This window comes from Acinetobacter sp. KS-LM10, assembly GCF_036896575.1.
GTDB classification, from domain to species: Bacteria; Pseudomonadota; Gammaproteobacteria; order Pseudomonadales; family Moraxellaceae; genus Acinetobacter; species Acinetobacter avistercoris.
In genome coordinates this window covers 462,430-485,588 of sequence record NZ_CP145906.1, presented here as the reverse complement: position 1 = coordinate 485,588, position 23,159 = coordinate 462,430, and the positions used below count along the sequence as shown (strand labels likewise).

Sequence of the window (23,159 nt, the reverse complement as noted above, 5' to 3'; positions counted from 1 at the left end):
TCTCTATCTTGAAAATTACACATCATTTTAAGCAAAATAAAGCTCGTATTCTGATCTAAGAACTCTACAAAGTAAGCATAAAATTACTCTTATTACCTAATTTTTTAAAAATCCTTATTTGCGATTCAGATTATTTAATAGCGTCTTAAATATATATAAATTTTCAAAGCCTTCTTAATCCTTGAGCACAGAGATATCCATCAAAGAAACGAAAAGTAATCTTTCACTCCTGAGCAAGCGCTTCTATTGGCTTCAAATTTGATGCTCTTTTTGCCGGTATATAACCAAATAACAAACCTATGATTGAAGAAAAGATGAGTGCAGCAAATGCCACTGTCCATGAAAAAACCATTTTAAATTCAGGACTAATCATATTAAATATAAGACTACTCATAAATGCCAAAGCAACACCTATCACACCACCAATCAAACAAAGTACAGCCGACTCAATCAAAAATTGAGCACGAACATCACTCTGTTTTGCACCGACAGCCATACGTAAACCAATTTCTTTAATTCGCTCAGTGACGGAGACCAACATGATATTCATCACTCCCACACCACCGACTAAAAGCGAAATAAAGGCCACAGCAGAAACAAAGAAAGTCATCGTTCCCATATATTTCGTTAATGATTTGACGGCTTCATCACTATTAAAAATTGAAAAATCTTCAACACCATGCCTTGAAATGAGCTGTTGTTTCACTTTCTTTTCAACTTTATTCGGATCATGACCCGCAGCAATCACAACCGTTAAAGAGCTTAAACTCGTACTTCTAGACATTTGCGAAAGTAGCACTGTATTTGGAACCCAAACTTCTGAACTACTAGAGCTATATTGTGATTTAGCAACGCCTACCACTTCATATGAACGTTTATTAAATAAAACTGTTTTACCTAGAGCATTTTTGCTATGTCCAAAGAGTTTTTTTGAAGCTTGCTGATCCAAAACAATAATTTGATTACTTTGTTCAATATCGCTATCAGTTAAGAACCGCCCACTTTCAACTTTGATATTATTAAATTTTTGCTCAAATGCATCCGCCCCTTTAGCACTGGCCGTAATATTCTTATTTTCAAAAATAATTTCGCCACTCATACTGACATTCGGCGAAACATGCTTGACCTCTGACAAACTCTTTAAGGCATCTGCATCATCGACGTTTAAGCGACTTGCCGTTGAACTCAGCCCATCCGATCCAGGATAAACAAACAAGGTCGCTTCTTTTAAACCTTCCCAATCGCTCAAAAACTTTTGCGTCGCACCCTGACCTATCGCAATAATGATGGTGACCGAGCATATTCCAATGATAATGCCCAACATGGTCAGAAAAGAGCGAAGCTTATTGGCTAAGATCGAATGCCATGACATTTTGGAAGCTTCATAAACTTGAGAAAACAAACTAAATTTGGTTTGCGAATGATAAATTTTTTGATTATTGATTTGTGTGGATTCTTTCTGGCGACGATCTGACAGAATACTGCCATCTTTGATCTCGATTATACGATTTGCTCGTTGCGCGATATTTTGATCATGTGTGACCAAAATAATCGTATGCCCTTGCCGATGAAGGTCTTCTAAAATTTGCAGTACCATTTCGCCACTTTGTGAATCGAGTGCACCTGTGGGTTCGTCTGCAAGAATAACCTCACCACCATTCATCAAAGCCCGAGCGATACTTACCCTTTGCTGCTGCCCGCCTGACATTTCATTGGGTTTATTTTCACTTTTCTCCTCAATTCCCAATTGAGTCAATAGTTCCATTGCTCTGCTTTGACGTTGCTTGGCACTTAAACTGGAGTAAATTGCAGGTAAAGCGACATTCTCAAGTGCTGTTAAAGCATTCAATAAGTTATAGCGCTGAAATACAAATCCAAAACGACTTAGTCGCAACGCAGAAAGTTCATCAGGATCAAGAGAATAAACATCTTCGCCTTCAAATAAATATTCACCAGAAGACGCTTGATCTAAGCATCCTAGCAAATTCATGAGCGTTGACTTACCTGAGCCAGATTGTCCAATGATCGAAATAAATTCGCCTTTTTCAATCGTTAAGCTGACATCTTTGAGAATGTGCTGTTGATTGTTTTCTGGTCCAACATATTTATTGAGTTGTTTTAGCTCAATTAAGCTCACTTTGAAATCTCCTGAGCTTCTTTCTCAGAATCATCAGGGAATTCCATCAATATTTTTTCACCCACTTTAAGGCCTGAGGTTATTTCAATATGATTGAAATCAGAAACACCTGTCTTAACTTGACGTTTTTCTGTCTTTTTATCTGGGGTATATACAAATACAGAAGATATTTCATTTTCTGACATCACCGTCGTTTTGGGGATCATGATGACCTTGTTTTTTTGATGAATAATAATGTCATTTTGCGTGGTCATCCCAATACTGAGCTTACGTTCCATATTATCCACGGTCATCCGTGCATAGTAGAATACCGCTGAATTGGCATTCTCGCTTTTATTATCATAAGTGCCTTTGGTCAGACTAATTAATGCAGGATCTATTTTTTGAATTTTGCCATTCAATTTTATTTTAGGATCTGCCAAAGTGCTAAATCGAACAGGCATATCCACTTTCAACTTGGTGTAGTCACCTTCTGCAACCTGCATTCTGATTTCCATTTTATCCAAATTGGCAATCGTGGCGATCAAGGGTGTGGTCTGCGCGAAGTTAATAGTTTGACCAGCTTCAACAGGTAAGGAAACTACTGTACCTGACAAAGGTGCACGGATTTGTGTATAGCCCAACTCAGTCTGCACAGTATTCACATTAATTTGTAATTGCTTAATCTGAAATTGCTTGGTTTCTACATTTGCTTGAGCTTGCTTTAATGCATTTTTTGACTGTTCCATCTCCTCTTTAGAACCTGCCTCAGCCTGATAAAGCGTCAATTTTCGCTGATAATCTTGTTGTGCTGTTTGCAGCGCAATTTTTTGTGCTGCCAACTCTGCTTTGGCTGACTCTAATTGAGCTTTACTGGTATTAAGCTTGTCTAATTGTGTGGTTGAGTCGATTTCTGCAATCAATTCACCTTTTTTAACAGGTTGGCCTAAGCGAATATAAAGCTTTTGTACTTGACCAGAAACTTGCGCGCCGACTGATACAATTTCAGAGGCATAAACTTCCCCCGTGGCTTTGACCAATTCAGTGATATCGCCAGTTTTAACCTCAAAAGTACTCGGTTCAATTTTTGAGTTTTTTGCAAAAACAAAAAAATAAAGAACAATAAAAAGCACAACAATACTTAAAAATAAGAGGAAAATGATTTTGGAATATTTTCTAGTTTTCTTTGGTTTCATAAGATTTATAAATTATATATTGATTCAATTAAAGGAGATGGATAGAAAGCGGCTCATCAAAAAGACATATGATTACGATATGAGAGACTCAAATTCAGCAGCATTATATATTATTATGTGATTTATTTTGTTTATATATTATAAAAAGTAAAATGAATCACATTTTTATGTCATGATTTTATTAAACCTATTTTAGCAATTAAAAAATGATCATTGAGTGGCAATCAATTCATCTGTAAAAATTCCTTCTCCCTTGAGGAGAAGGTTAGGATGAGGGAATACTCATGATGAATATTTTGTGTGAATCATAACTTATGAAAGACGGCGATTAAATCACTCTAGTCCTTAATGATTTCAACTAGTCAGAGCCCGCTCAAGAATCGCATCAACGTCAATATCCACAGGATTGAGCATTCCCACGACTCTGCCGTGAAAAGTACTGTACCGTGAGTTTATAAAAGCTTGGGCAATGTAGTCTGGAGCATGTCGCAACAATAAAACAGACTGTGCCAATATCACTAATCGACTGATGACGCTACGTCCCATGAACTGTAAATCTTCAGCTCTTTGCGCAAACACTTGCGTTAAACTTTGCAACTCATGTTTAAGCGTTTCATGATGCAAAGCAGTCGTTGCTAAATCTTGCAACAAAAGCTCAATTGATTCAGGTTCTCGACTCATCGCACGCAGTACATCTAAGCACATGACATTACCTGAACCCTCCCAAATCGTATTGACCGGCGCTTCTTTAAATATTCGTGCCATGATGCCTGTATTGACATAACCATTTCCGCCAAAAACCTCCATGGCTTCACCTGTCATCTCAACTGCACGTTTACAAATCCAGAATTTTGAAGCAGGCGTCATAATACGCTTCCAAGCAGTGGATAATGCATCATCAGATTCATAACAATGTGCCAGATAAAAACTCAGTTGCATTGCCGCTTCAGTCTCTAAAGCCATATCGACCAAAACAGATTGCATGAGTGGCTGATCTGCCAAATGTTGACCAAAAGCTTTTCGCTGACGGGTATAAGAAATACATTGCACCAAGGCCTGCCGCAGCATGGCACTTGATCCGACTGAACAGGTGAGACGGGTATAGTTTGCCATCTCGATGATGGTCGGAATACCACGTCCAGCCTCACCTATCATTAGGCCCCATGCATTTTGAAACTCCACTTCACTACTGGAATTACTGCTATTTCCGACTTTATCTTTTAAACGCTGAATATGAATTGCATTTTTTTGACCGTCTTCTAGCCATCTTGGAACAAAGAAACAAGCCAAGCCATCCAATTCAGTTTTAGCAACCACTAAATGCGCATCGCACATTGGTGCAGAGAAAAACCACTTATGCCCTGTAAGTAAATATGCTTTGCCACGTCCTGATTCAGCGACAGGTACAGCAGTCGTTTCATTGGCACGTACATCTGAACCGCCCTGCTTTTCAGTCATGCCCATACCTAACCAAATCGATTTTTTCTTGGAAATGGGTATATCGCGTTGATCATATTCTGTAGATAACAGCTTTTCACCTATTTTCTTCCACAACTCTGGCTCTTTTTGAATGAGTGGAATACTGCCCAAGGTCATTGAATTTGGACACAAGTTTCCACATTCAACTTGTCCTGCTAAATAAAACTTTGCGGCCCAATCTATCCAACCGGCTTGTTTGGTAAAGATTGAAAATGGATGAGAGTGAACAGCATATTTACGATTTAAGGCCATCCATTCGTGCCAAGCAGGATGAAATTCAACAACATCTTTTCGACGCCCTCTTGGATCAAATTGATGCAAAATAGGCGTATGTGTATTCGCGAGTTCAGCATATTCATAGTATTGACTTGAACCAACGACATGCCCAAATTCAGCCAGTTGAGCCTGATTCCTACTTCCATAATTCGCTAATATTTCTTGTAAAATTGAGTCAGACTCAAAAAGATTATAATCTTGTAGCTCATCAAATTGATTACTGATTTGGTGTGTCATCCATGAATTCATTTTTAAACCCTATCTCATTTCGTTTTAGCGGCTTTTTAATTTTTACGACTGTATTTTGAGCATATTAACTCAGTATATAAGTTTAAGAAAAATTATTTAGTTAATACTCACCGAGCTTTCAAATAAAAATTCACATTTAAATCAATATCTTATTCTGAATTTAAAATGCAGATCAAATATATATAGCAGCATCATTAAAGATCAAAAAAATTTAATCCAAAATTAGATGCAAATGAGAATCGTTTGTAATAATATGCTGCACTTAAAATACCAACAAAATGAAAGATAAAATGTCAGCATCAAATTCAAATTTACTGAGCGCTAAAGCTTTTAAATTAAATCTTTTAACGACCATGATGATGGTGAGTGTGAGTCAGTTCGCCTTCGCCGATGATGATCAAGCCAATTTAGCGCCGACAAATACCAATAAGGCAGTATTGCCCACAATCAGTATTTCCGCTTTAAATGATCTAGATCCTACTCGGAGTTATATTGACTATGATGAAGCCAATGTGACGCGTAATGGCCTCAAACAGAAAGACATACCACAGACCATCAACACCATTGATGTACAAAAGTATAAGTTATATGGAACGAATGATCTGAGCATCATGTTACAAGGAACACCGGGTGTCTCTACCAATTACGATACCCGTGGTGACGGAATTTCAATCCGTGGTTTCAGCGCTGATGCTGGTGATATTTATCGTGATGGGATTCGTGAGAGTGGACAGATTCGACGAAGTACAGCCAACGTGGAACGTATTGAAATTTTAAAAGGTCCAGCGTCCGTACTTTATGGACGTAGCCAAGGTGGCGGTGTCATCAACATGGTCACTAAGTATGCCAATTTTAATTCAAAAAGCTCAGTTGGACTGTTTGCTGGCTCCTATGATTATGTCGGTGCAACTGTTGATTTAAATCAAATCTTAAATGACAACTGGGCTGTTCGTTTAACAGGGGAAAAATCTGATAGTAATAGCTTCCGTAAAGGGATTGGCACTCAAATTGAAATGTTTTCACCAAGTGTCAGCTATCAAAATGACGATCAAAGCATACTTTGGACCACTCAGTATACCTATGACAATGTAGATCGAATCCCTGACCGTGGCCCAAGTTATGAAAACCTTCCTGCTGGTATTTCAATCAGAACTGCTTTTGCGCGTCCAACAGACTATATTCAAGACGTATCTCACACACTGCGCACTGATTTAAGTTATGAGTTTTCGCCTGATTGGAAGTTTCATTGGGCAGCCAGTTACCGTGAAGCCGAACAAAACTTTGATAACTTCTTTGGTGGTACGTGGTGTGACTTAAATGGTCAACAAATTACAGGCGCTAGCTGTACAGATGAGAGTTGGGAAAGAGGTTATTTAAGACAAAATTATGCATGGCAAAAGACGATTAATAAAACTATAAGTAATACTTTTGATATTACAGGGAAATTTAAAACAGGGATCTTTGAACATCAACTCATGTTCGGAGGTGATTGGACGCAAGAAAACCGCGACCCAAAATTAGGCAATTATTCGAGTGGCAACACCAGCTACTATGGTTATATTAATCCATTTAATCCATCAGATTATTTTGACAAACTTCCTCAAGGAGCAAGTAAAAAAACAACGACCGTTAATCAACATCGTGCAGAAAACATAGGTATATTCATTCAAGATTTGGTTAGCCTGACGCCAACACTAAAAATGATGTTGGGACTACGTTATGACCGCTATGATTTTAAAACAAAAGCATCGGTTGCAAATAGCAAACCTGTCGATCTGGCTAAAAGCTATCAAGGAGAAAGCGTAAGTCCAAACATGGGCTTTGTATGGCAACCCATTGAATCACAGAGTTTCTACACCTCTTATAGTAAAAGTTATTCTCCCTACGGTGGTCGAGGGAATATCAGTATTGATCCCGCTGTTCAGGATACATCCGTTTACGATGCTGAACCGCAATATAATGTTCAATATGAAGTCGGTGTAAAAAGTGATTGGCTAGATGAGCGCTTAAACACGCAACTCTCAATTTTCCAAATTAAAAAAGACAACATTCGCTATAGACCTGATGCCACGAATCGGCCAAATATTTGGGCCGTTGGACAAGAGCAAAAATCCGAAGGTGTAGAGTTTAGTTTTATTGGCCGTTTATTGGATAATGTCTTTATTCGTGGCGGATATGGCTATACTGATACGACGTGGTCCAAAGATGCTCGCTCAAATATTACAACTGCAGCGAATCTGAATGGCAAGTCCCTAGCAAATATCTCTAAGCATTCTGGAAGTCTATTTCTACGCTATTTACCGACTGAAAAGTTATACGGTGAAGTCGGAGCCACCTATGTGGGGCCTTTCTATACATCAGATGCCAATACAACAGAAATCGATGGTTGGACACGCTATGACACAGCGATAGGCTATAAAGATGATCGTTGGGGGCTGAGTTTTGCGGTGAGCAATTTGATGGATAAAGAATACTGGCGTTCAAATTCGATGCCAGGGATGCCTAGAAATTATTTATTACGTATGAATTATGAATTTTAATACTGAATAAAGTCTGTTTGAATGGCTATGGGTTGAGGTCTCGCTCAACCTTTAACCGAGGTCACTCTCCTATAGCCATCATGAAGACTCCACACTATGAAATTTTGAATTTTAAATTTTAAATTTTAAATTTTAAATAAAGGAAATTTAGGTCTAGCTGATTTTTCAACTTAACCCATAACTTTATTGAATCCATAAAATTAGACGTCTTTCATCCGTCACTTTTTACTCAGCAGATACACAATCTATATTTTCTCAGTCTATCCTTCTCACTGAACGAGGAGGCTTTTTGCTTATCATTGCTTATCAATTGATTGCTGCTCAATGATTTGTTTATAGAAAGAGACTTTATAAAGAAAGTAATAAAAGAGAGTACTTTTTCATATCGGTGCACATTTATGCATTTTTTCAAAACCATTGCGTTATTTCAAAACCATTTCATTATAAATTCTTCTCGAAAGTGTCATCAGTACCCTTTAATATTTAGATATTCATTGCCATGAAACAATTAGACTTGTTTATCTCAAAAGGTTTTAGCAAGATAATGCTATCTACTTAAAAGGATGATGAATAACAGAAATATTCACCAATATTAAACAATCAATATTTGGAAGTTTTTAGCTTGAAATAACTGATAATTGAAATTAAATTAATAAATATCTTTAAATTAATGTAATGTGAACTCACCTTATATCAAAAAGAATATCGTTTAGAAGAAATAATTTGATTCAAATTTTTGTCATATTTTTGCTTCAGAATAATTTAACAAAACGATTAATGTCATGATGTATGGAACATGCTATTTCTAAATTGAATTGATATTTTAAAAACACAAATCATGATGATATGAATGGAGATACATAATGAGCGATGACGCTAAAAAATGTCCTGTTACCCACCTGACCACTGACGCTGGTGCTCCCGTTGTGGACAACCAAAACAGTATGACGGCAGGTGCTCGCGGACCGCTGCTTTCTCAAGATTTATGGTTAAATGAAAAATTAGGAAACTTCTCTCGTGAAGTGATTCCAGAGCGCCGTATGCATGCAAAAGGTTCTGGTGCATTTGGCACGTTTACAGTGACCAATGATGTTTCAAAATATACACGTGCAAAAATTTTCTCCTCAGTGGGTAAGAAAACTGAAATGTTTGCCCGTTTTTCCACTGTAGCTGGCGAACGTGGTGCAGCAGATGCTGAACGCGATATTCGTGGTTTTGCCCTTAAATTCTATACTGAAGAAGGTAACTGGGATCTTGTTGGTAACAACACACCTGTATTCTTTTTCCGTGATCCACGTCAATTCCCTGACTTAAACAAAGCAGTAAAACGTGATCCTAAAACAAATATGCGTAGCGCAACCAACAATTGGGATTTCTGGACATTATTACCAGAGTCATTACATCAAGTAACGATTGTGATGTCAGACCGTGGTATTCCACGTGGTTACCGTCATATGCATGGTTTTGGTAGCCACACATACAGCTTCATCAATGACAATAACGAACGTTTCTGGGTTAAATTCCACATGCGTACCCAACAAGGCATTGAGAATCTGACCGATGCTGAAGCAGAAGCGATTGTTGCTAAAGATCGTGAAAGCTCTCAATCTGATTTGTTCGGTGCGATTGAAAAAGGTGACTTCCCGAAATGGAAAATGTTCGTTCAGATCATGCCAGAAACGGATGCAGAAAAAGTTCCTTATCACCCATTCGACTTAACTAAAGTTTGGCCTAAGGGCGATTATCCACTGATCGAAGTGGGAGAATTTGAACTCAATAAAAATCCTGAAAACTACTTCCAAGATGTTGAACAAGCGGCATTTGCACCAAGCAACTTGGTTCCAGGGATTAGCTATTCACCTGACCGTATGCTTCAAGCACGTTTATTCAACTATGCGGATGCTGCTCGCTATCGTGTCGGTGTTAACCATGCACAAATTCCTGTGAATGCGCCACGCTGCCCTGTAAACTCAAACCGTCGTGATGGTTTAGGTCGTATGGATGGTAACTACGGTGGTTTACCACACTACGAACCAAACAGCTTCAGCCAATGGCAAGAACAACCTCAGTACCGTGAACCACCATTGAAAATTAATGGCGATGCAGATTTCTGGGATTATCGTCAGGATGATTCAGATTACTTCAGTCAACCACGTGCATTGTTTAATCTGATGAATCATGAGCAGAAACAAGCGCTGTTTAATAACACTGCTGGCGCAATGGGAGATGCTTTAGACTTTATTAAGTATCGTCATATTCGTAATTGTTATTCTTGCGACCCAGCTTATGGTGAAGGTGTAGCTCAAGCATTAGGTATGACTGTTGCGGATGCACAAGCTGCACGTGCAACAGATCCAGCTCAGGGCAATCCTGGACTACTTTAAGTTTAAATTCTTGTCTTAAATAAAAAAACCACCTTTTGAGGTGGTTTTTTTATGATCAAGCATTTTTATCATCAAGCGTTTATCTAATCAAAAAAAATGCTAAACAATCAGTTTTCGGCCTTCTTTAATACAATAAAAAGGACTCATCAGCTTAGAGGTATGTTTCATTGCTTGGTGCAAATCTAACTCAGGTTGCTCACGTGATTCATCCGTTAATTGAAAACTGCGATAGTGAATGGCTAAACTGCGTTTAGATTGCAAATCTGTATGCGCTTGAAATGCATCTTGCGGATTCATATGCATATATCGCATCAATTCACGAGGCTCATAAGCACCTATAGGTAACAGTGCAATACGTGGTGCGCCGAAGCGTTTATAAATTTCTTTAAAGTGCGACGCATACCCAGTATCCCCAGCAAAGAAACAATGACCATGCGCTGAAACCACCGAAAAACCACCCCATAAAGCAGCATTTTGGTCTCGCAACCCTCGACCTGAACCATGCTGTGCAGGTGTATATGTAATTTTGATATCGTGCAACAAAGCTGATTGCCACCAATCCATTTCAATCACATGGAATGATTTAGGCAAATAATAAGCATTGCCTAAGCCTGTATAAATCGGCATCGCAAATTTTTTATGCAACCATTTTAAACTTGCTAAATCCATATGATCATAATGATTATGGCTCAGTAACACGGCATGAATACGCGGTAAATCTTCCAAAGCAATACCCGCTGGGATCACGCGTTTTGGTCCTTTACCTTGTTTCGGACTCACATACTCTGCCCACACTGGATCGGTCAAAAAGTTATAAGGACCGATTTGAATCAAAACAGTGGCATGCCCCACAAACCACACCTGCCAGTCATTCATATCCGCCGATGGGCGTTCTTCAGGCTTTAATTTTTTAGTTGCATAAAAATCTGCACGTTCTTTTTTAAAGTCTCCGACCCAAGTCGCAGATTTGCGGCGCATCAGCCATTTAAACAAATCCCAACGGCGTCCACCCTCTGGATGTGGCGATTGATTTACAAAGCCGTGGTCAGCTTTATAGTTTGAAGAGACGTAGTTAAATTTTGGCTTTAACCACATATGACGCATGCAGTCTTCAGTCAATAATTGATAGTGTAATGGAGCGATTATTGCCGCTTTAGTATTTGGTTTATTGCTGTTCACTAAAGCAACTTCTCCTGCGCGTTTAACTTCAGCCAATTTAGACATTACGACTTTTAACATCCTTTCATTTGCAGTTTTTCTTACGCATTTAAGATAAAAATAATGTGATATTAAAATTTTACAACGATTGACCAGTATAAAGAATCAAATACTTATATTTGATTAAGGTAGCTCTTTTACTTCATATTAGCGAACTAATCATCACTATATCTTTATTATTTTGTTGCTTTTAGCGAACTTTAAGTCAATGAATGTATTCAAAAATGAGCTTTGCATTGATTTATTTTTGCTTTAATCATCAAGTGAATCTACCCGATCATTCAAACTTTAATCTTAAACCCTCACGAGATGCTGCATCTCTATCAACGCGAGTGAATTCATAAGAAGAAACTGTTAAACATTTAGCTTTCCATTTATTGTAAAAGCACATCCAAAGCTCCAACATAATGACAACATTTCGTAGAGTGCCCCTTAAACTCATCTATTCATAATTGAGTGTCGTCTTCAAAACTAATATTGTCGCTAAAATGAATACAACCACGAGTGTCATCACATCCCTTAAAGATACATTCAAATTCGCTAAACGGCGTATAATTCAAAAATAGCTAGATTGCCACAACTGAAAGACATGATCATGCTAAAACGAAGCCATATGCACTGATGTGCTATGCTCTTGAATAAGTAAATGTTGTCTAATAAAAAGTATTGTGACTTTTGAAGTGGATACCAATCTCAATTTTCAATTCACTCAAGCTTTCCTATGATAATCGTGTACACAAACAAGGGAGCAGAAAAATTTGATCCCATTTTTTAAGTTAATGACTGTTCAAAGATAAACGATAAAAAAATATTTATTTTTCAATTAAGATGTTTTAACGATTATTAAATAAATTTCCATTTTGATTAAAATGGTTTAAAACCAAGTTAGGGTATCTATTTAATAAATATTGCAATTAAATTCACCATACAATTTTTTTAGATTATAATCAGCGAAAACAAAGTAAGACATATTTTAGATTACTGCTTGGACGGTTTATATGGAATTACGCCACCTTAGATACTTTGTGACTGTTGCTGAAGAGCTAAATTTTAGCAAAGCAGCATTGAAGCTTTACACTGCTCAGCCTTCCTTAAGTCAGCAAATAAAAGACTTAGAAGAAGATGTCGGTGTCCGTTTACTTAATCGTACTAAACGTAAGGTTGAACTGACGGAAGAAGGCAGTGTTTTTCTAGAACAAGCACGTTTAACTTTGGCACAAGCTGAAAAAGCCATTGCAATGGCACGCCAAGTCTCTAAAGCTAAGCAGCAACTGCTGCGTATTGGTTTTGTTCCTGTCGCTGAAATGAAAGTATTCCCTCTAGTGCTTCCTCATCTACGCGTCCAAAATTCAGATTTTAAAATTGAACTCCACAGTTTAAATAATACAGAACAAATACGTGGAATTAAGAAAGGTGAACTGGATATTACCTTTACACGCGAGAATATGAACAATGATGAAATTGAAAGTAAATTTGTACTCAGAGAGCCCTTAATTTTTATTTTACCTAAAGATCATCCACTCGCAAAATACGAAAAAATTCCTGTTAAGGCTTTAAATAACGTTGATTTTATTATTCCAGATGAAGAAAAATCAAATACCTTGCATCATATTATTTTAGATTTTGCTAAAGCCAATGATATTCAACTCAATATCGTTCAAAAAGCAGATAACATCTTATTTAATATCAATTCAATTGGTATGGGACTAGGTTGCACCATTCTCCCAACTTACGTCGCTCCTCTCACCATGAATAACACGGTCATTCGTCCTCTAGATGTAGAGCTTCCCCACCTTGATCTTTTCGTAAGTTATCAAAAAAACTCTAATTCCTTAGCGGTTCAAAAATTTATTGAATTACTCACCCAAATATTTCATCTAGATGTGAATGGTTCGGAAAATTGATGAAAAAAAACAGCCAAATAGTACGGCTGTTTTTTTATCTTATTACTTATACATTACTAAAAAATGCAGCAACCTGTTCATAACTCGAGCGTTTACTGATACTTTCTAAATAACGTTCAATAACAGGATGAGATTCTATCTCACCCATTTTTAGCTGCCAAAATAACATTGCTGCCACCAACACATCGGCAGCAGTGAATTGCTCTCCACACAAATAGGGAGCTGCTTCACTCAACCCTACGACAAAGCTATTATACGCATCATTATAATCACCATAGCCAACAGAAGACTTTAGTTCAGGATTAACCCGTACACCCAACTTACGGTCAGTTGCTGCAGCTGCCCACGGTCCAGAGATAAAGAATAACCATCGATAGTAAATGCCACGCTGAGTGTCATTCAATGCAGGCGCTAAACCTTTTTCAATAAATTTATCGGCTAAATAGGCAAAAATTGCACCCAACTCATAAACCGCGATTCCATCATCAACTAAAACAGGCACTTTCCCAAAAGGATTAATTTTTAAATATTGTGGTGTTTTCATATCCGTCTCAAATGCAACTTCGATGCGTTCACATTGAATACCGAGCTCGATGAGCAACCAATCGACAACAACACCACGTGAAAAAGAATTTGTATATAGTTTTAGAGCCATTTTTATATTTCCTTGTTTATTGGTCTTATTTAAATTTACTTGTTTTAATTGTCAGTTCTTGTCAGTAGTCGAACGACAAACTTCTTGTACCCACCATTGTTGGAAAAGTTGTTGTTTAAAATGTGGATATAATTCCTGACTTAAACGCAGTTGTTGTATTCGATCAATTCTGAAATGTCGAAACCCATTACGCAGTTCACACCATGCCGCTAAAACGATACGGTCATTAAAATAACCTATTGCAAATGGCCACAACACTCTTGAACTCACTCTCTGCTGCTCATCTTTATAATCAACCATAATTTTAACTTGCTGACGAATGGCGACTCGGACTTGCTCTACCAATTGCTCATTAACAGGCAACCATGTTTGGATTGATCTTAAGGTTGTTTGTTGCAATAAATGCTGACAATGCTCTGGTAACACCGCATTTAATTTCGCCAGCACAGAGGTTGATGCAGATTTTAAAGCTTGATCTGGAATATCATTTAACCAATTTAAAGCCAAAAAAATGGCCTCTATTTTCGTTTCATTTAAAGTCATCGGTGGGAGTAAAAAATTCCCTTAGAGTTGAAATTCTAAACCAGCAGCAGCATCGATATTGACACCTTGTTCTCGTAAACTCTCAATATCACGATAAACACTCCGTTGACTAATCGTTAACCGTTCAGCCAATACTTTTGCAGTCACAGGATATCGATATTCTCTTAATAGCTGCAAAAGATTTAGCAAACGAATTGAACGACTCATGGCATTCCTGTTTTTATTATTTTTGATGGAAGAGCATCCTCCTCCATCATGTTGTTGTTCTTAAATCACTTCACTCTCAGTCATTGCAGTCGACTGTATAATACCTTGTAAATAACCATGCAATTCTTGCACATTATCTGCAATAGTGAGCGGTTGATAACGTTGTAAAGTTTCAACACTATGTACTCCATAACTCACTCCTACACGTGGCATGGCAATATTTTGTGCCATCTCCAGATCATAAGAACTATCACCCACCATGATTGCATGATCTGCATCCACCCCAGTGTACGCTAGAATTTCAGCTAGCATCTGTGGATTAGGCTTAGATTGAGTTTCACTCGCTGCACGCGTAATTCTAAAAATATTACGACTATTGGTTTGATCCAACACGCGGTCTAAACCTTTACGACTCTTGCCTGTTGCTACAGCTAAAATAATACCTTGAGCTGTAAGATCCGCCAGCATTTCAGCCACACCATCAAACCACACATCACTTTTAGAGTGAGCAACATAATGATCCGAATAGCTTTGTAATAACTCCTGATGTAAATGAGGAACTTGTGGAAATAAGATTTGCATCACTTCTGGCAAACCCAAACCAATAATACTTTTTGCAGCATCATCAGTGAGCGGTTGTTGGAACTGTTGTGCAGCAAATTGTAAACTTTTAACAATTTGACCAACTGAGTCAAATAAAGTGCCATCCCAATCAAAAATAACCAGCTTTACCGCATTTTTCATAAAATTACCCAATATTTGATTCAGTTTACTTCATGACTTTTAACATTGCTTTCTTCATGACATCGTTTTCTTCAAGAAAAAGAATAAAAATTAATCGTCTTCATCTCCCATTGGAGTGATCTGTTGTTTATCTTTCTTCTGTGCTCTTAACTGTGCCACTAAGCTCTGCATATCTTCAGGCAATGGCGCTTCAATCGTTGGATAACCTGGGATATCTAAGCGTAATGCATGTAGACTCAAACGACGTGCTTTCGGTCCTCGATAGTCAGTTTCATGTCCATATTTATCATCCCCAATTAAAGGATGACCAATACTGAGACCATGAACACGAATCTGATGTGTACGTCCCGACAATGGCGATGCATAAACCAAGGTTGCATGCATAAAACGTTCAGCCACATTCCACTGTGTTTTACTTGGCTTACCTTCTTTAGACACACAGACTCTACGCTCACCATTAGCAAGTTCATAGCGATGCAAAGGCGCATCAATCAGCTGCTTATCTAAAGCCACTTGGCCTTTCACAATCGCTGCATAAGTTTTTTTGATCTTGTGTTCACGAAGTAAATCTTGTAACGCCTTTAACGTACTACGCTTTTTACTGATCATCACTAAACCAGATGTATCACGGTCAATACGATGAATCAGCTCTAAATATTTTTTACCAGAAGCGGCTCGTAAACCTTCAATCAAACCATAAGCGACGCCACTGCCACCATGTACTGCAATTCCAGATGGCTTATTAACCACCATCAGACCTTCATCTTCATAAACAACACGGCTTAATAGACTTTGTGCCACTTTGTCTGAAACAGGTACAGGTGTTTCATCTTTAGGTTCAAAACGAATCGGTGCGACACGAATTTGATCGCCAATAGCGAGTTTAGTTTCTGCTTTTACACGTTTTTTATTGACACGTACCTGGCCTTCACGAATTAAACGATAAATACGGCTTTTAGGTACACCTTTTAGACGTGAAAACAAAAAATTGTCGATGCGCTGCCCCAATTGGTGCTCATTCACTTCAAACCAAGTGACATCTTGCCATTCTTGTGTAGAATTCATACAGTTACGTTGACCTAAAAAAATACTAAATTTGATTAAAAACTGATCACTTGAACTACACATATCATAAGAAATGCATGTATAGCCCATAGGCAGATGATCGAAGGTTTGCTATAGTCAGCGCACGGATACCGCCGTAAGTGAACATTAATTTAGAGATTTCAAAAACTTTGAAATCAAAACTAAGTTTTAATGTTTAGCATAAACTCGGAATGGTCCCAAAAGAATATGCCAACGCCGATGGCTTATTATATCGGCAAAAAGACAAACTGTTGCGTTTAATTGTGCTTTTGCACATAAATCAGTTTGTTTAAAAAAATATGTCGCCAATGTTAAGTTGGTTTTAAACGTAAACTGATACACATCAGAATAGTCGCAACCTGATTCAATATTCAGGCTACAACGTTAGATGCATTGGATCTGCACAGATTGCAAAGATACGATGATAATTCCGTATCAAGTCACTCTATCAAGTATGAAGAGGTGATCTTAGAGCAATGTGACAGTGAAAGTTACTCACATCCAATGCACCGTTTGTCCGCCAGTGAATATTCAGGTCTCTTTAATCACTTTATGATTAAAGCCGTATTGCCATCACCAATACGTGAATCAAAAACCGAAGCCCATCAAAAAAGGCCGGTAAACACTTAGATCCACCTGTTTTTAGATCTAAGCTTGATCCATGAGCGTTGATGTTCGCTACGTGAATAGCGACTATGAGTTGTGTATTACTATTAGGTGCTACACCCATGAAACGTATGCTGATCAATGCAACACATGCCGAAGAAGTTCGCGTTGCACTCATCACTGGTCACCGTCTTTACGATTTTGATTTAGAAAATCGTACCCGTGAACAAAAGAAAGCCAATATTTATAAAGGTCACGTGACTCGCGTTGAACCTTCTCTAGAAGCTGTATTTGTAGAGTATGGTGCAGGTCGTCAAGGTTTCTTGTCGATGCGCGAAATTGCCAACTCTTATTACAAAGCTGATCCTCGTCAAACATCGAATATCCGTGAATTGATCACCGAAGGCACTGAGCTTCTTGTTCAAGTTGAAAAAGAAGAGCGCGGTAATAAAGGTGCTGCTCTTTCTACCTTCATTTCACTTGCGGGTCGTTATTTAGTCTTGATGCCAAACAACCCGAAAGGTGGTGGTATTAGCCGTCAAATTTCTGGTGCAGTTCGTGAAGAGCTCAAAGAAATGCTGTCATCACTGAATGTCCCACGTGGCATGAGTGTGATTGTACGTACAGCAGGTATTGGCCGTTCGCAAGAAGAATTACAGCTTGATCTTCAACATTTGTTAGATCTTTGGGCACGTATTCAAACCACGTCAACCTCTGGTCCTTCACCAATGCTCGTTCATCAAGAAGCTGGCGTGGTTACACGTGCCATTCGTGATTATTTACGTGATGACGTGGCTGAAATCTTAATTGACTCTGAGCAAGCGTATAACGAAGCGTATAACTTCGTAAAAGCGGTTATGCCGAATCAGTTAGATAAGTTAAAAACGTATACATTGAATGAACCTTTATTCGCTCATTTTGCGATTGAAAGCCAAATTCAAACGGCTTATGAACGTGAAGTAAAACTACCCGCTGGCGGTTCGATCGTAATCGATCAAACTGAAGCATTGGTATCGATTGATATTAACTCTGCAAAATCAACACGCGGTCATGACGTAGAAGAAACTGCGCTCAGCACCAACTTAGAAGCTGCTGAAGAAATTGCACGTCAACTACGCTTGCGTGATATTGGTGGTCTGGTTGTAATCGACTTCATCGATATGACCAAAGAACGCAACCAACGTATGGTTGAAGCGAAACTTCGTGAGTCAACACAAAGTGACCGCGCTCGTATTCAATTCGGTCAGTTGTCTCGCTTCGGTTTAATGGAAATGAGCCGTCAACGCTTACGTCCATCTCTTGAAGAAGCAACCGGTTATGTTTGCCCGCGCTGTCATGGCACAGGGATGGTTCGTGACTTACGCTCTCTTTCACTTTCGATCATGCGTAAAGTAGAAGAAATCGCATTGCGTGAACGTCAAGGTGAAGTACAAGTAGAAGTGCCAGTAGAAATCGCTGCCTTCCTATTGAACGAAAAGCGTCATAGCCTGGTTTACCTTGAACAAACATCAAATGTACGTGTGACGGTATTACCACATCCACATTTAGAAACACCACACTACGAAATCACGTTTAATCCAGAAGGTTTTGCACCGACCAGCTATGAACGCACTGAAGCAACGCGCAATAGTGAAAAAGAGTTAGGTTACGAATCTTCTGAGTGGCATTTAGAAGAAGAACAAACGGTTCAGCGCGCTGCTGCTCCTGCGCCTGCTGCTTCTGCTCAACAGCAAGATAAGAATCCAAAGCGTAAAAATAACACTACGCCTGTCGCATCTGCTGGACAGCAAAATCAGGTTCAAGCTCAAGTCGCTGCACCTGCTTCAAGCCCATGTGCTTGGTTAGAAAATCTGTTTGTTCAAAAACAAGCAACCACTACTGATCGTTCACGCACTGCAAACAATGCAGCCGCAGCAATTGAACAAATGGTGAATGGTGGTGCTGTGAGCCGTGGTCAATTCGGCCAAATCTCACAAGCTGCGCCGATTGCTGTTGCAACACCTGTCGTAGCAGAAACAAATGCCTATATTTCGCATACACCTGTTGCGAAACAAGAGCCTCGTGAAGCCAATGAACGTCAACTTGAAAAAGAAGATCGTCCACAGCGTAACAATAATCATAAGAAGCCTCGTAACAAGCCACGTGAACAACGTGAATTATCAAATGACCATCATGTAACTGAAGAAATTGTTCAAGCTCCTCGCCATGAACAACGTCACGATCGTGCTGACAATCGTGTTGACAATCGTGCAGATGTCCGTACAGACAGTCGTGTAGACAATCGCAACGATACACGTCACGACCAACGACATGATCGTAATGACAGTCGTTCAGACAATCGTGTTGATAATCGTACAGATAGTCGCTTAGACAACCGCAATGATACACGTCAAGAGCAACGTTCAGATCGTTTAGATAACCGTGGTAATGACTTACGTCATGAACAGCGTGATCAAAAACCTCGTCATCCAAAACGTCCGCATCAAAATGATCAACAACTGGATGCACCTCAGCAAGATGCTCAGGCGCTTCCACGTCGCGATCGTAATGCACAACGCCCACAGCGACCAAATCGTCAACGTGATCAAACTGTACTCAACGAGCAAACTCCGGTCGTAACAAACACTGAGCAAGCGCCACAAATTAAAGTGGATGTCGTTGAAGTACCACGCAACGAAAACATGACTACAGCGCTGATGGTCAATATTGACCAAGCGAAAAGTGAAATTGTTGCGTTAAACAATGCGCCTGAAACAGCGACTCAAACTGAAACGTTGACTGCTCAGACAGAAGTGCTTGTTAACCCAGTGGTTGAAAGCACACCGACTGAAATCGTTGTCGAGCAACCAGCGGTTCAAGAGCAAGCTGATGTGCAACAACCTGCCATTCGTGCAGCTAACGATCCGCGCCAGCGTCGTCGTAATAAGCATAAAGATGCCGCCAAATCTAAACCGGTAGCACCTAAAGTGAATCCTTCACAGATTCCTGCTTTAGCACAGCACACAGTGATCAGCTTGATTCGTCATGTCTATGGCACAGATTGTTCAGTCTTAATTGAACAATTCGGTTTAATTCCAACATTCAACCGTGCTTTGCAAAAATTTGCAGATGAGTATGCAGCAACGCTCAGCAGCAATGTATCTGAGCCTGAAGCTGAGAAAAAACCAGTCACACGTGATGCGGTCGTTTCAAGTGCTAAAGTCGAAGCTGAGCCTGCGCCAGTGTTAGATTTGACACCACCAAAGCCAGTGTCTGACAACCGTGTTGCCAATGACCCTCGCGAACGTCGTCGTTTAGCAAAATTAGCGGCTGAACAAGCAAAGCAAGCGCGTCTTAAAGAAGTGTCTCTTGCAGAAGCAGCACCTGCAGAGGTCACTACAGTTGAAGCGGTTGCAGAAGAAGTCGCTCCAGTGGAAAACACAGTGGCTGAATCAACAGAGACAACACCTTCGGTGATGATTGAAGCGATTGACGCACCTGTTGTGGCTAAACCAGAAGAGCCTGAGGTCAGCAAAGCAACGCCGACTAAACCGCAAACTACTGCTGCTAAAGCGAAAGCTGCAGCAGCACAGCAAAAAATCGTAGATGCTGAAGAAGCTGCGGCTACAGCGCAAAATGATGCCGAGACAGATGAAGAGGATAAACCTATTCGCCCTCGTCGCCCTCGTGGACGTCCACCTAAAAAAGTGAATCCAGCTGAGTAAGTTGCATAAAAGATAGTAATGTTCGATCAACCTAGTCATTACGGTGGCTAGGTTTTTTTGTTATGTTCGATTAAGCTTTATAGTCAGAAATCATGATTGTAATTATGTCGAACATGATGTAGAAAATTAAACCTGAAAATAAAGCATGTTGTTCGCTTACTCAAAAAGACAGATTGATTAGATACTAAAATAAATGGAAGAAATATGAGCCAAACCAATCAAAGTGATCTGATAGGAATCTCGGATGTTGCGGTACGTTTACCTAAATTCTTAAAAAAACTCCCACATATTGCAAAGGGACTTTCTCAAGCTTATGTGCGAACGGCGTCTACACCCGCTGGCTTAGCTTTGGCTTTTGAACGCGCAGTTAAACGCAATCCCACCGGCACTGCACTCATATTTGAAGATCAACGCTATAGCTATCACGCACTCAATCAGTGGGCGAATCAAATTGCACAGCTTTATCTAAGCAAAGGTGCACAAAAAGGCGATGTTATCGCCGTAATTATCGAAAACCGTTCTGAGCTGGTTGCCACTGTTCTTGCATTGGCTAAAATTGGAGTGATCAGTGCTCTGGTCAACACCTCACAAACAGGTAAAGTTCTTACACACAGCATTAACCTTGTTAAACCAATCGCTGTGGTTGTGGGTGAAGAATGCAGACAGGCTGTACAAGATATTCGTGATGCACTCACAGTTCCTTCAGATGCTTTGTATTGGTTTGCGGATCAGAATACCCGTCAAGACGCAGGTGAAGCACCTGAAGGCTTTCACAACCTCGCCCAACAGATTCAAAAGTTTTCAACTGACAATCTCGCTGAAACCAATAAGGTTACAGGCGTAGATGGCTTATTTTATATTTACACCTCGGGGACAACAGGCCTACCTAAAGCTGTGATCTTTACCAATAGCCGTTGGATGCTGGCATATGGTACCTATGGACACGTCTTAAACTTAAATAAAGATGATGTTATGTATGTAACACTGCCGCTTTATCATGCAACAGGTATGGTCGTATGCTGGTGTGGTGTGATTGCAGGCAGCTCTGCTTTAGCGGTGCGTCGTAAATTCTCTACCTCATCATTTTGGTCAGATGTGCAAAAATACAATGCATCTGCGATTGGATATGTCGGTGAACTCTGCCGTTATCTTATGGATGCGCCAGAAAGTGAGCAGGATCGCAACCATCGTGTAACCAAAATGATTGGTAATGGTATGCGTCCGAATATTTGGGATAAGTTTAAACAACGCTTTGGTGTTGAAGAAGTACTTGAACTCTATGCGTCAAGTGAAGGAAATGTTGGTTTTTCAAATTTATTTAACTTTGATAATACCGTTGGTTTCTCCCCTATTCCTTATGCCATTATTCAATATGACAAAGAAAAAGAGCAACCGATCCTCGACAAAAAAGGTCATTGTATAAAAGTCAAAAAAGGTGAGGTTGGTTTACTGATTGGTAAAATAACCAATCGCTCTCCATTTGATGGTTATACCGACCCTGAAAAAAATAAATCGTCAATCATGCATAATGTATTCAGCAAAGGCGATTCGTATTTCATCACTGGAGATTTGGTTCGTGATATCGGCTGTCGCCATGCGCAATTTATTGACCGCTTAGGTGATACTTTCCGCTGGAAAGGTGAAAATGTATCGACAACAGAAGTCGAGAATATCTGTAGCGAATACGAAAAAATTACTGAAGCCGTTGTGTATGGGGTTGAAATTCCAAACACCAATGGTCGTGCAGGCATGGCTGCGATTACTTTAAGAGATGGTGCTGAGCTAAATGATCAAGATTTAACTGACATGGCTCAGTCATTTAAAAAAGAATTACCGCCATATGCAGTCCCTGTATTTTTACGTGTTCAACAAATACTCGAAACTACAGGTACTTTTAAATATCAGAAAAGCAAATTGAAAGATGAAGCCTATGATCCAGAGAAGACTTCAGATCGAATTTTGATTTTATTGCCCAATTCAGATGCATATTGCGATGTGAATGATGAGATTTTGAGTAATATTCAGCAGTATAAATACCGATTTTAAGTGAATTTTGTTTATTTTTTAGCTCAATAACAGCAAATTGTGTTATTTCTAGCCAAACGTAACAAAGTTTTAAAATTTTAGCTTGCGCTCTGCTGATAACTTGCTAAAATACGCAACATCAAAACGAGATGGGTCGTTAGCTCAGCTGGTAGAGCAGCGGACTTTTAATCCGTTGGTCCCGCGTTCGAATCGCGGACGACCCACCA

The 23,159-nt window shown here is 39.3% G+C and carries 11 protein-coding genes, 1 tRNA gene and 2 pseudogenes; 6 read left to right on the top strand and 8 right to left on the bottom strand.

Annotation, left to right across the window (positions count from 1 at the left end):
* Positions 1–307 precede the first annotated feature (307 nt).
* From V5M36_RS02170 to V5M36_RS02160, 3 genes and pseudogenes are all read right to left on the bottom strand, one after another.
* Positions 308–2,128 (bottom strand): annotated as a pseudogene (locus V5M36_RS02170) (ABC transporter permease); the annotation flags it as partial.
* Between the two features lie 5 nt (positions 2,129–2,133).
* Positions 2,134–3,249, bottom strand: coding sequence for an efflux RND transporter periplasmic adaptor subunit (locus V5M36_RS02165; protein WP_338561552.1), 1,116 nt, complete (start codon positions 3,247–3,249; stop codon positions 2,134–2,136).
* 417 nt (positions 3,250–3,666) lie between these two features.
* Positions 3,667–5,316 carry an acyl-CoA dehydrogenase family protein gene (locus V5M36_RS02160; RefSeq protein ID WP_338561549.1) on the bottom strand — a complete coding sequence of 550 codons (1,650 nt, stop codon included), beginning with the start codon at positions 5,314–5,316 and terminating at the stop codon, positions 3,667–3,669.
* 290 nt (positions 5,317–5,606) lie between these two features.
* Here V5M36_RS02160 and V5M36_RS02155 point away from each other — a divergent pair, with 290 nt between their 5' ends.
* Together V5M36_RS02155 and V5M36_RS02150 are read left to right on the top strand one after the other, a co-directional pair.
* A complete protein-coding gene (locus V5M36_RS02155) occupies positions 5,607–7,856 on the top strand; it encodes a TonB-dependent receptor (RefSeq protein WP_338561547.1) in 2,250 nt (749 codons plus the stop codon).
* Positions 7,857–8,719: 863 nt separating this feature from the next.
* On the top strand, positions 8,720–10,240 hold the full coding sequence (locus V5M36_RS02150) for a catalase (protein WP_338561545.1): 1,521 nt from the start codon (positions 8,720–8,722) through the stop codon (positions 10,238–10,240).
* A 99-nt stretch (positions 10,241–10,339) separates the two neighbouring features.
* Here V5M36_RS02150 and V5M36_RS02145 read toward each other — a convergent pair whose 3' ends face one another.
* Positions 10,340–11,344 (bottom strand): MBL fold metallo-hydrolase, encoded by a 1,005-nt coding sequence (locus V5M36_RS02145; RefSeq protein WP_338563984.1) that lies wholly within the window; start codon positions 11,342–11,344, stop codon positions 10,340–10,342.
* Between the two features lie 1,112 nt (positions 11,345–12,456).
* On the opposite strand from V5M36_RS02145, the gene hcaR reads away from it, so the two are divergent.
* The gene (gene hcaR / locus V5M36_RS02140) at positions 12,457–13,362 is read left to right on the top strand and encodes a DNA-binding transcriptional regulator HcaR (RefSeq protein WP_338561543.1); all 906 of its coding nucleotides are present in this window, start codon (positions 12,457–12,459) and stop codon (positions 13,360–13,362) included.
* Positions 13,363–13,408: 46 nt separating this feature from the next.
* On the opposite strand, the gene V5M36_RS02135 is transcribed toward hcaR, so the two are convergent.
* The 4 genes and pseudogenes from V5M36_RS02135 to V5M36_RS02120 all read right to left on the bottom strand — a co-directional run bounded on the left by V5M36_RS02135 (position 13,409) and on the right by V5M36_RS02120 (position 16,576).
* Positions 13,409–14,017 (bottom strand): glutathione S-transferase family protein, encoded by a 609-nt coding sequence (locus tag V5M36_RS02135; protein ID WP_338561541.1) that lies wholly within the window; start codon positions 14,015–14,017, stop codon positions 13,409–13,411.
* A gap of 51 nt (positions 14,018–14,068) precedes the next feature.
* A pseudogene (locus V5M36_RS02130) lies at positions 14,069–14,767 on the bottom strand (helix-turn-helix transcriptional regulator).
* 60 nt (positions 14,768–14,827) lie between these two features.
* Positions 14,828–15,511, bottom strand: coding sequence for an HAD-IA family hydrolase (locus tag V5M36_RS02125; RefSeq protein ID WP_338561539.1), 684 nt, complete (start codon positions 15,509–15,511; stop codon positions 14,828–14,830).
* 90 nt (positions 15,512–15,601) lie between these two features.
* Positions 15,602–16,576: an RluA family pseudouridine synthase gene (locus V5M36_RS02120; RefSeq protein ID WP_338561536.1), complete on the bottom strand. Its 975-nt coding sequence runs from the start codon at positions 16,574–16,576 to the stop codon at positions 15,602–15,604.
* Between the two features lie 749 nt (positions 16,577–17,325).
* On the opposite strand from V5M36_RS02120, the gene V5M36_RS02115 reads away from it, so the two are divergent.
* From V5M36_RS02115 to V5M36_RS02105, 3 genes are all read left to right on the top strand, one after another.
* The gene (locus V5M36_RS02115; protein ID WP_338561534.1) at positions 17,326–20,907 is read left to right on the top strand and encodes an Rne/Rng family ribonuclease; all 3,582 of its coding nucleotides are present in this window, start codon (positions 17,326–17,328) and stop codon (positions 20,905–20,907) included.
* 204 nt (positions 20,908–21,111) lie between these two features.
* Positions 21,112–22,953 (top strand): long-chain-acyl-CoA synthetase, encoded by a 1,842-nt coding sequence (locus V5M36_RS02110; RefSeq protein WP_338561532.1) that lies wholly within the window; start codon positions 21,112–21,114, stop codon positions 22,951–22,953.
* Positions 22,954–23,083: 130 nt separating this feature from the next.
* Positions 23,084–23,159 (top strand) — tRNA-Lys (locus V5M36_RS02105).

What these genes read in the sequence shown, in the direction of transcription:
- V5M36_RS02145 (WP_338563984.1), bottom strand. Translation starts at nt 11,344, where the DNA reads ATGCGTCATATGTGGTTAAAGCCAAAATTTAACTACGTCTCTTCAAAC.
- V5M36_RS02110 (WP_338561532.1), top strand. Translation starts at nt 21,112, where the DNA reads ATGAGCCAAACCAATCAAAGTGATCTGATAGGAATCTCGGATGTTGCG.
- V5M36_RS02115 (WP_338561534.1), top strand. Translation starts at nt 17,326, where the DNA reads ATGAAACGTATGCTGATCAATGCAACACATGCCGAAGAAGTTCGCGTT.
- V5M36_RS02120 (WP_338561536.1), bottom strand. Translation starts at nt 16,576, where the DNA reads ATGAATTCTACACAAGAATGGCAAGATGTCACTTGGTTTGAAGTGAAT.
- V5M36_RS02150 (WP_338561545.1), top strand. Translation starts at nt 8,720, where the DNA reads ATGAGCGATGACGCTAAAAAATGTCCTGTTACCCACCTGACCACTGAC.
- V5M36_RS02160 (WP_338561549.1), bottom strand. Translation starts at nt 5,316, where the DNA reads ATGAATTCATGGATGACACACCAAATCAGTAATCAATTTGATGAGCTA.
- hcaR (WP_338561543.1), top strand. Translation starts at nt 12,457, where the DNA reads ATGGAATTACGCCACCTTAGATACTTTGTGACTGTTGCTGAAGAGCTA.
- V5M36_RS02155 (WP_338561547.1), top strand. Translation starts at nt 5,607, where the DNA reads ATGTCAGCATCAAATTCAAATTTACTGAGCGCTAAAGCTTTTAAATTA.
- V5M36_RS02125 (WP_338561539.1), bottom strand. Translation starts at nt 15,511, where the DNA reads ATGAAAAATGCGGTAAAGCTGGTTATTTTTGATTGGGATGGCACTTTA.
- V5M36_RS02135 (WP_338561541.1), bottom strand. Translation starts at nt 14,017, where the DNA reads ATGGCTCTAAAACTATATACAAATTCTTTTTCACGTGGTGTTGTTGTC.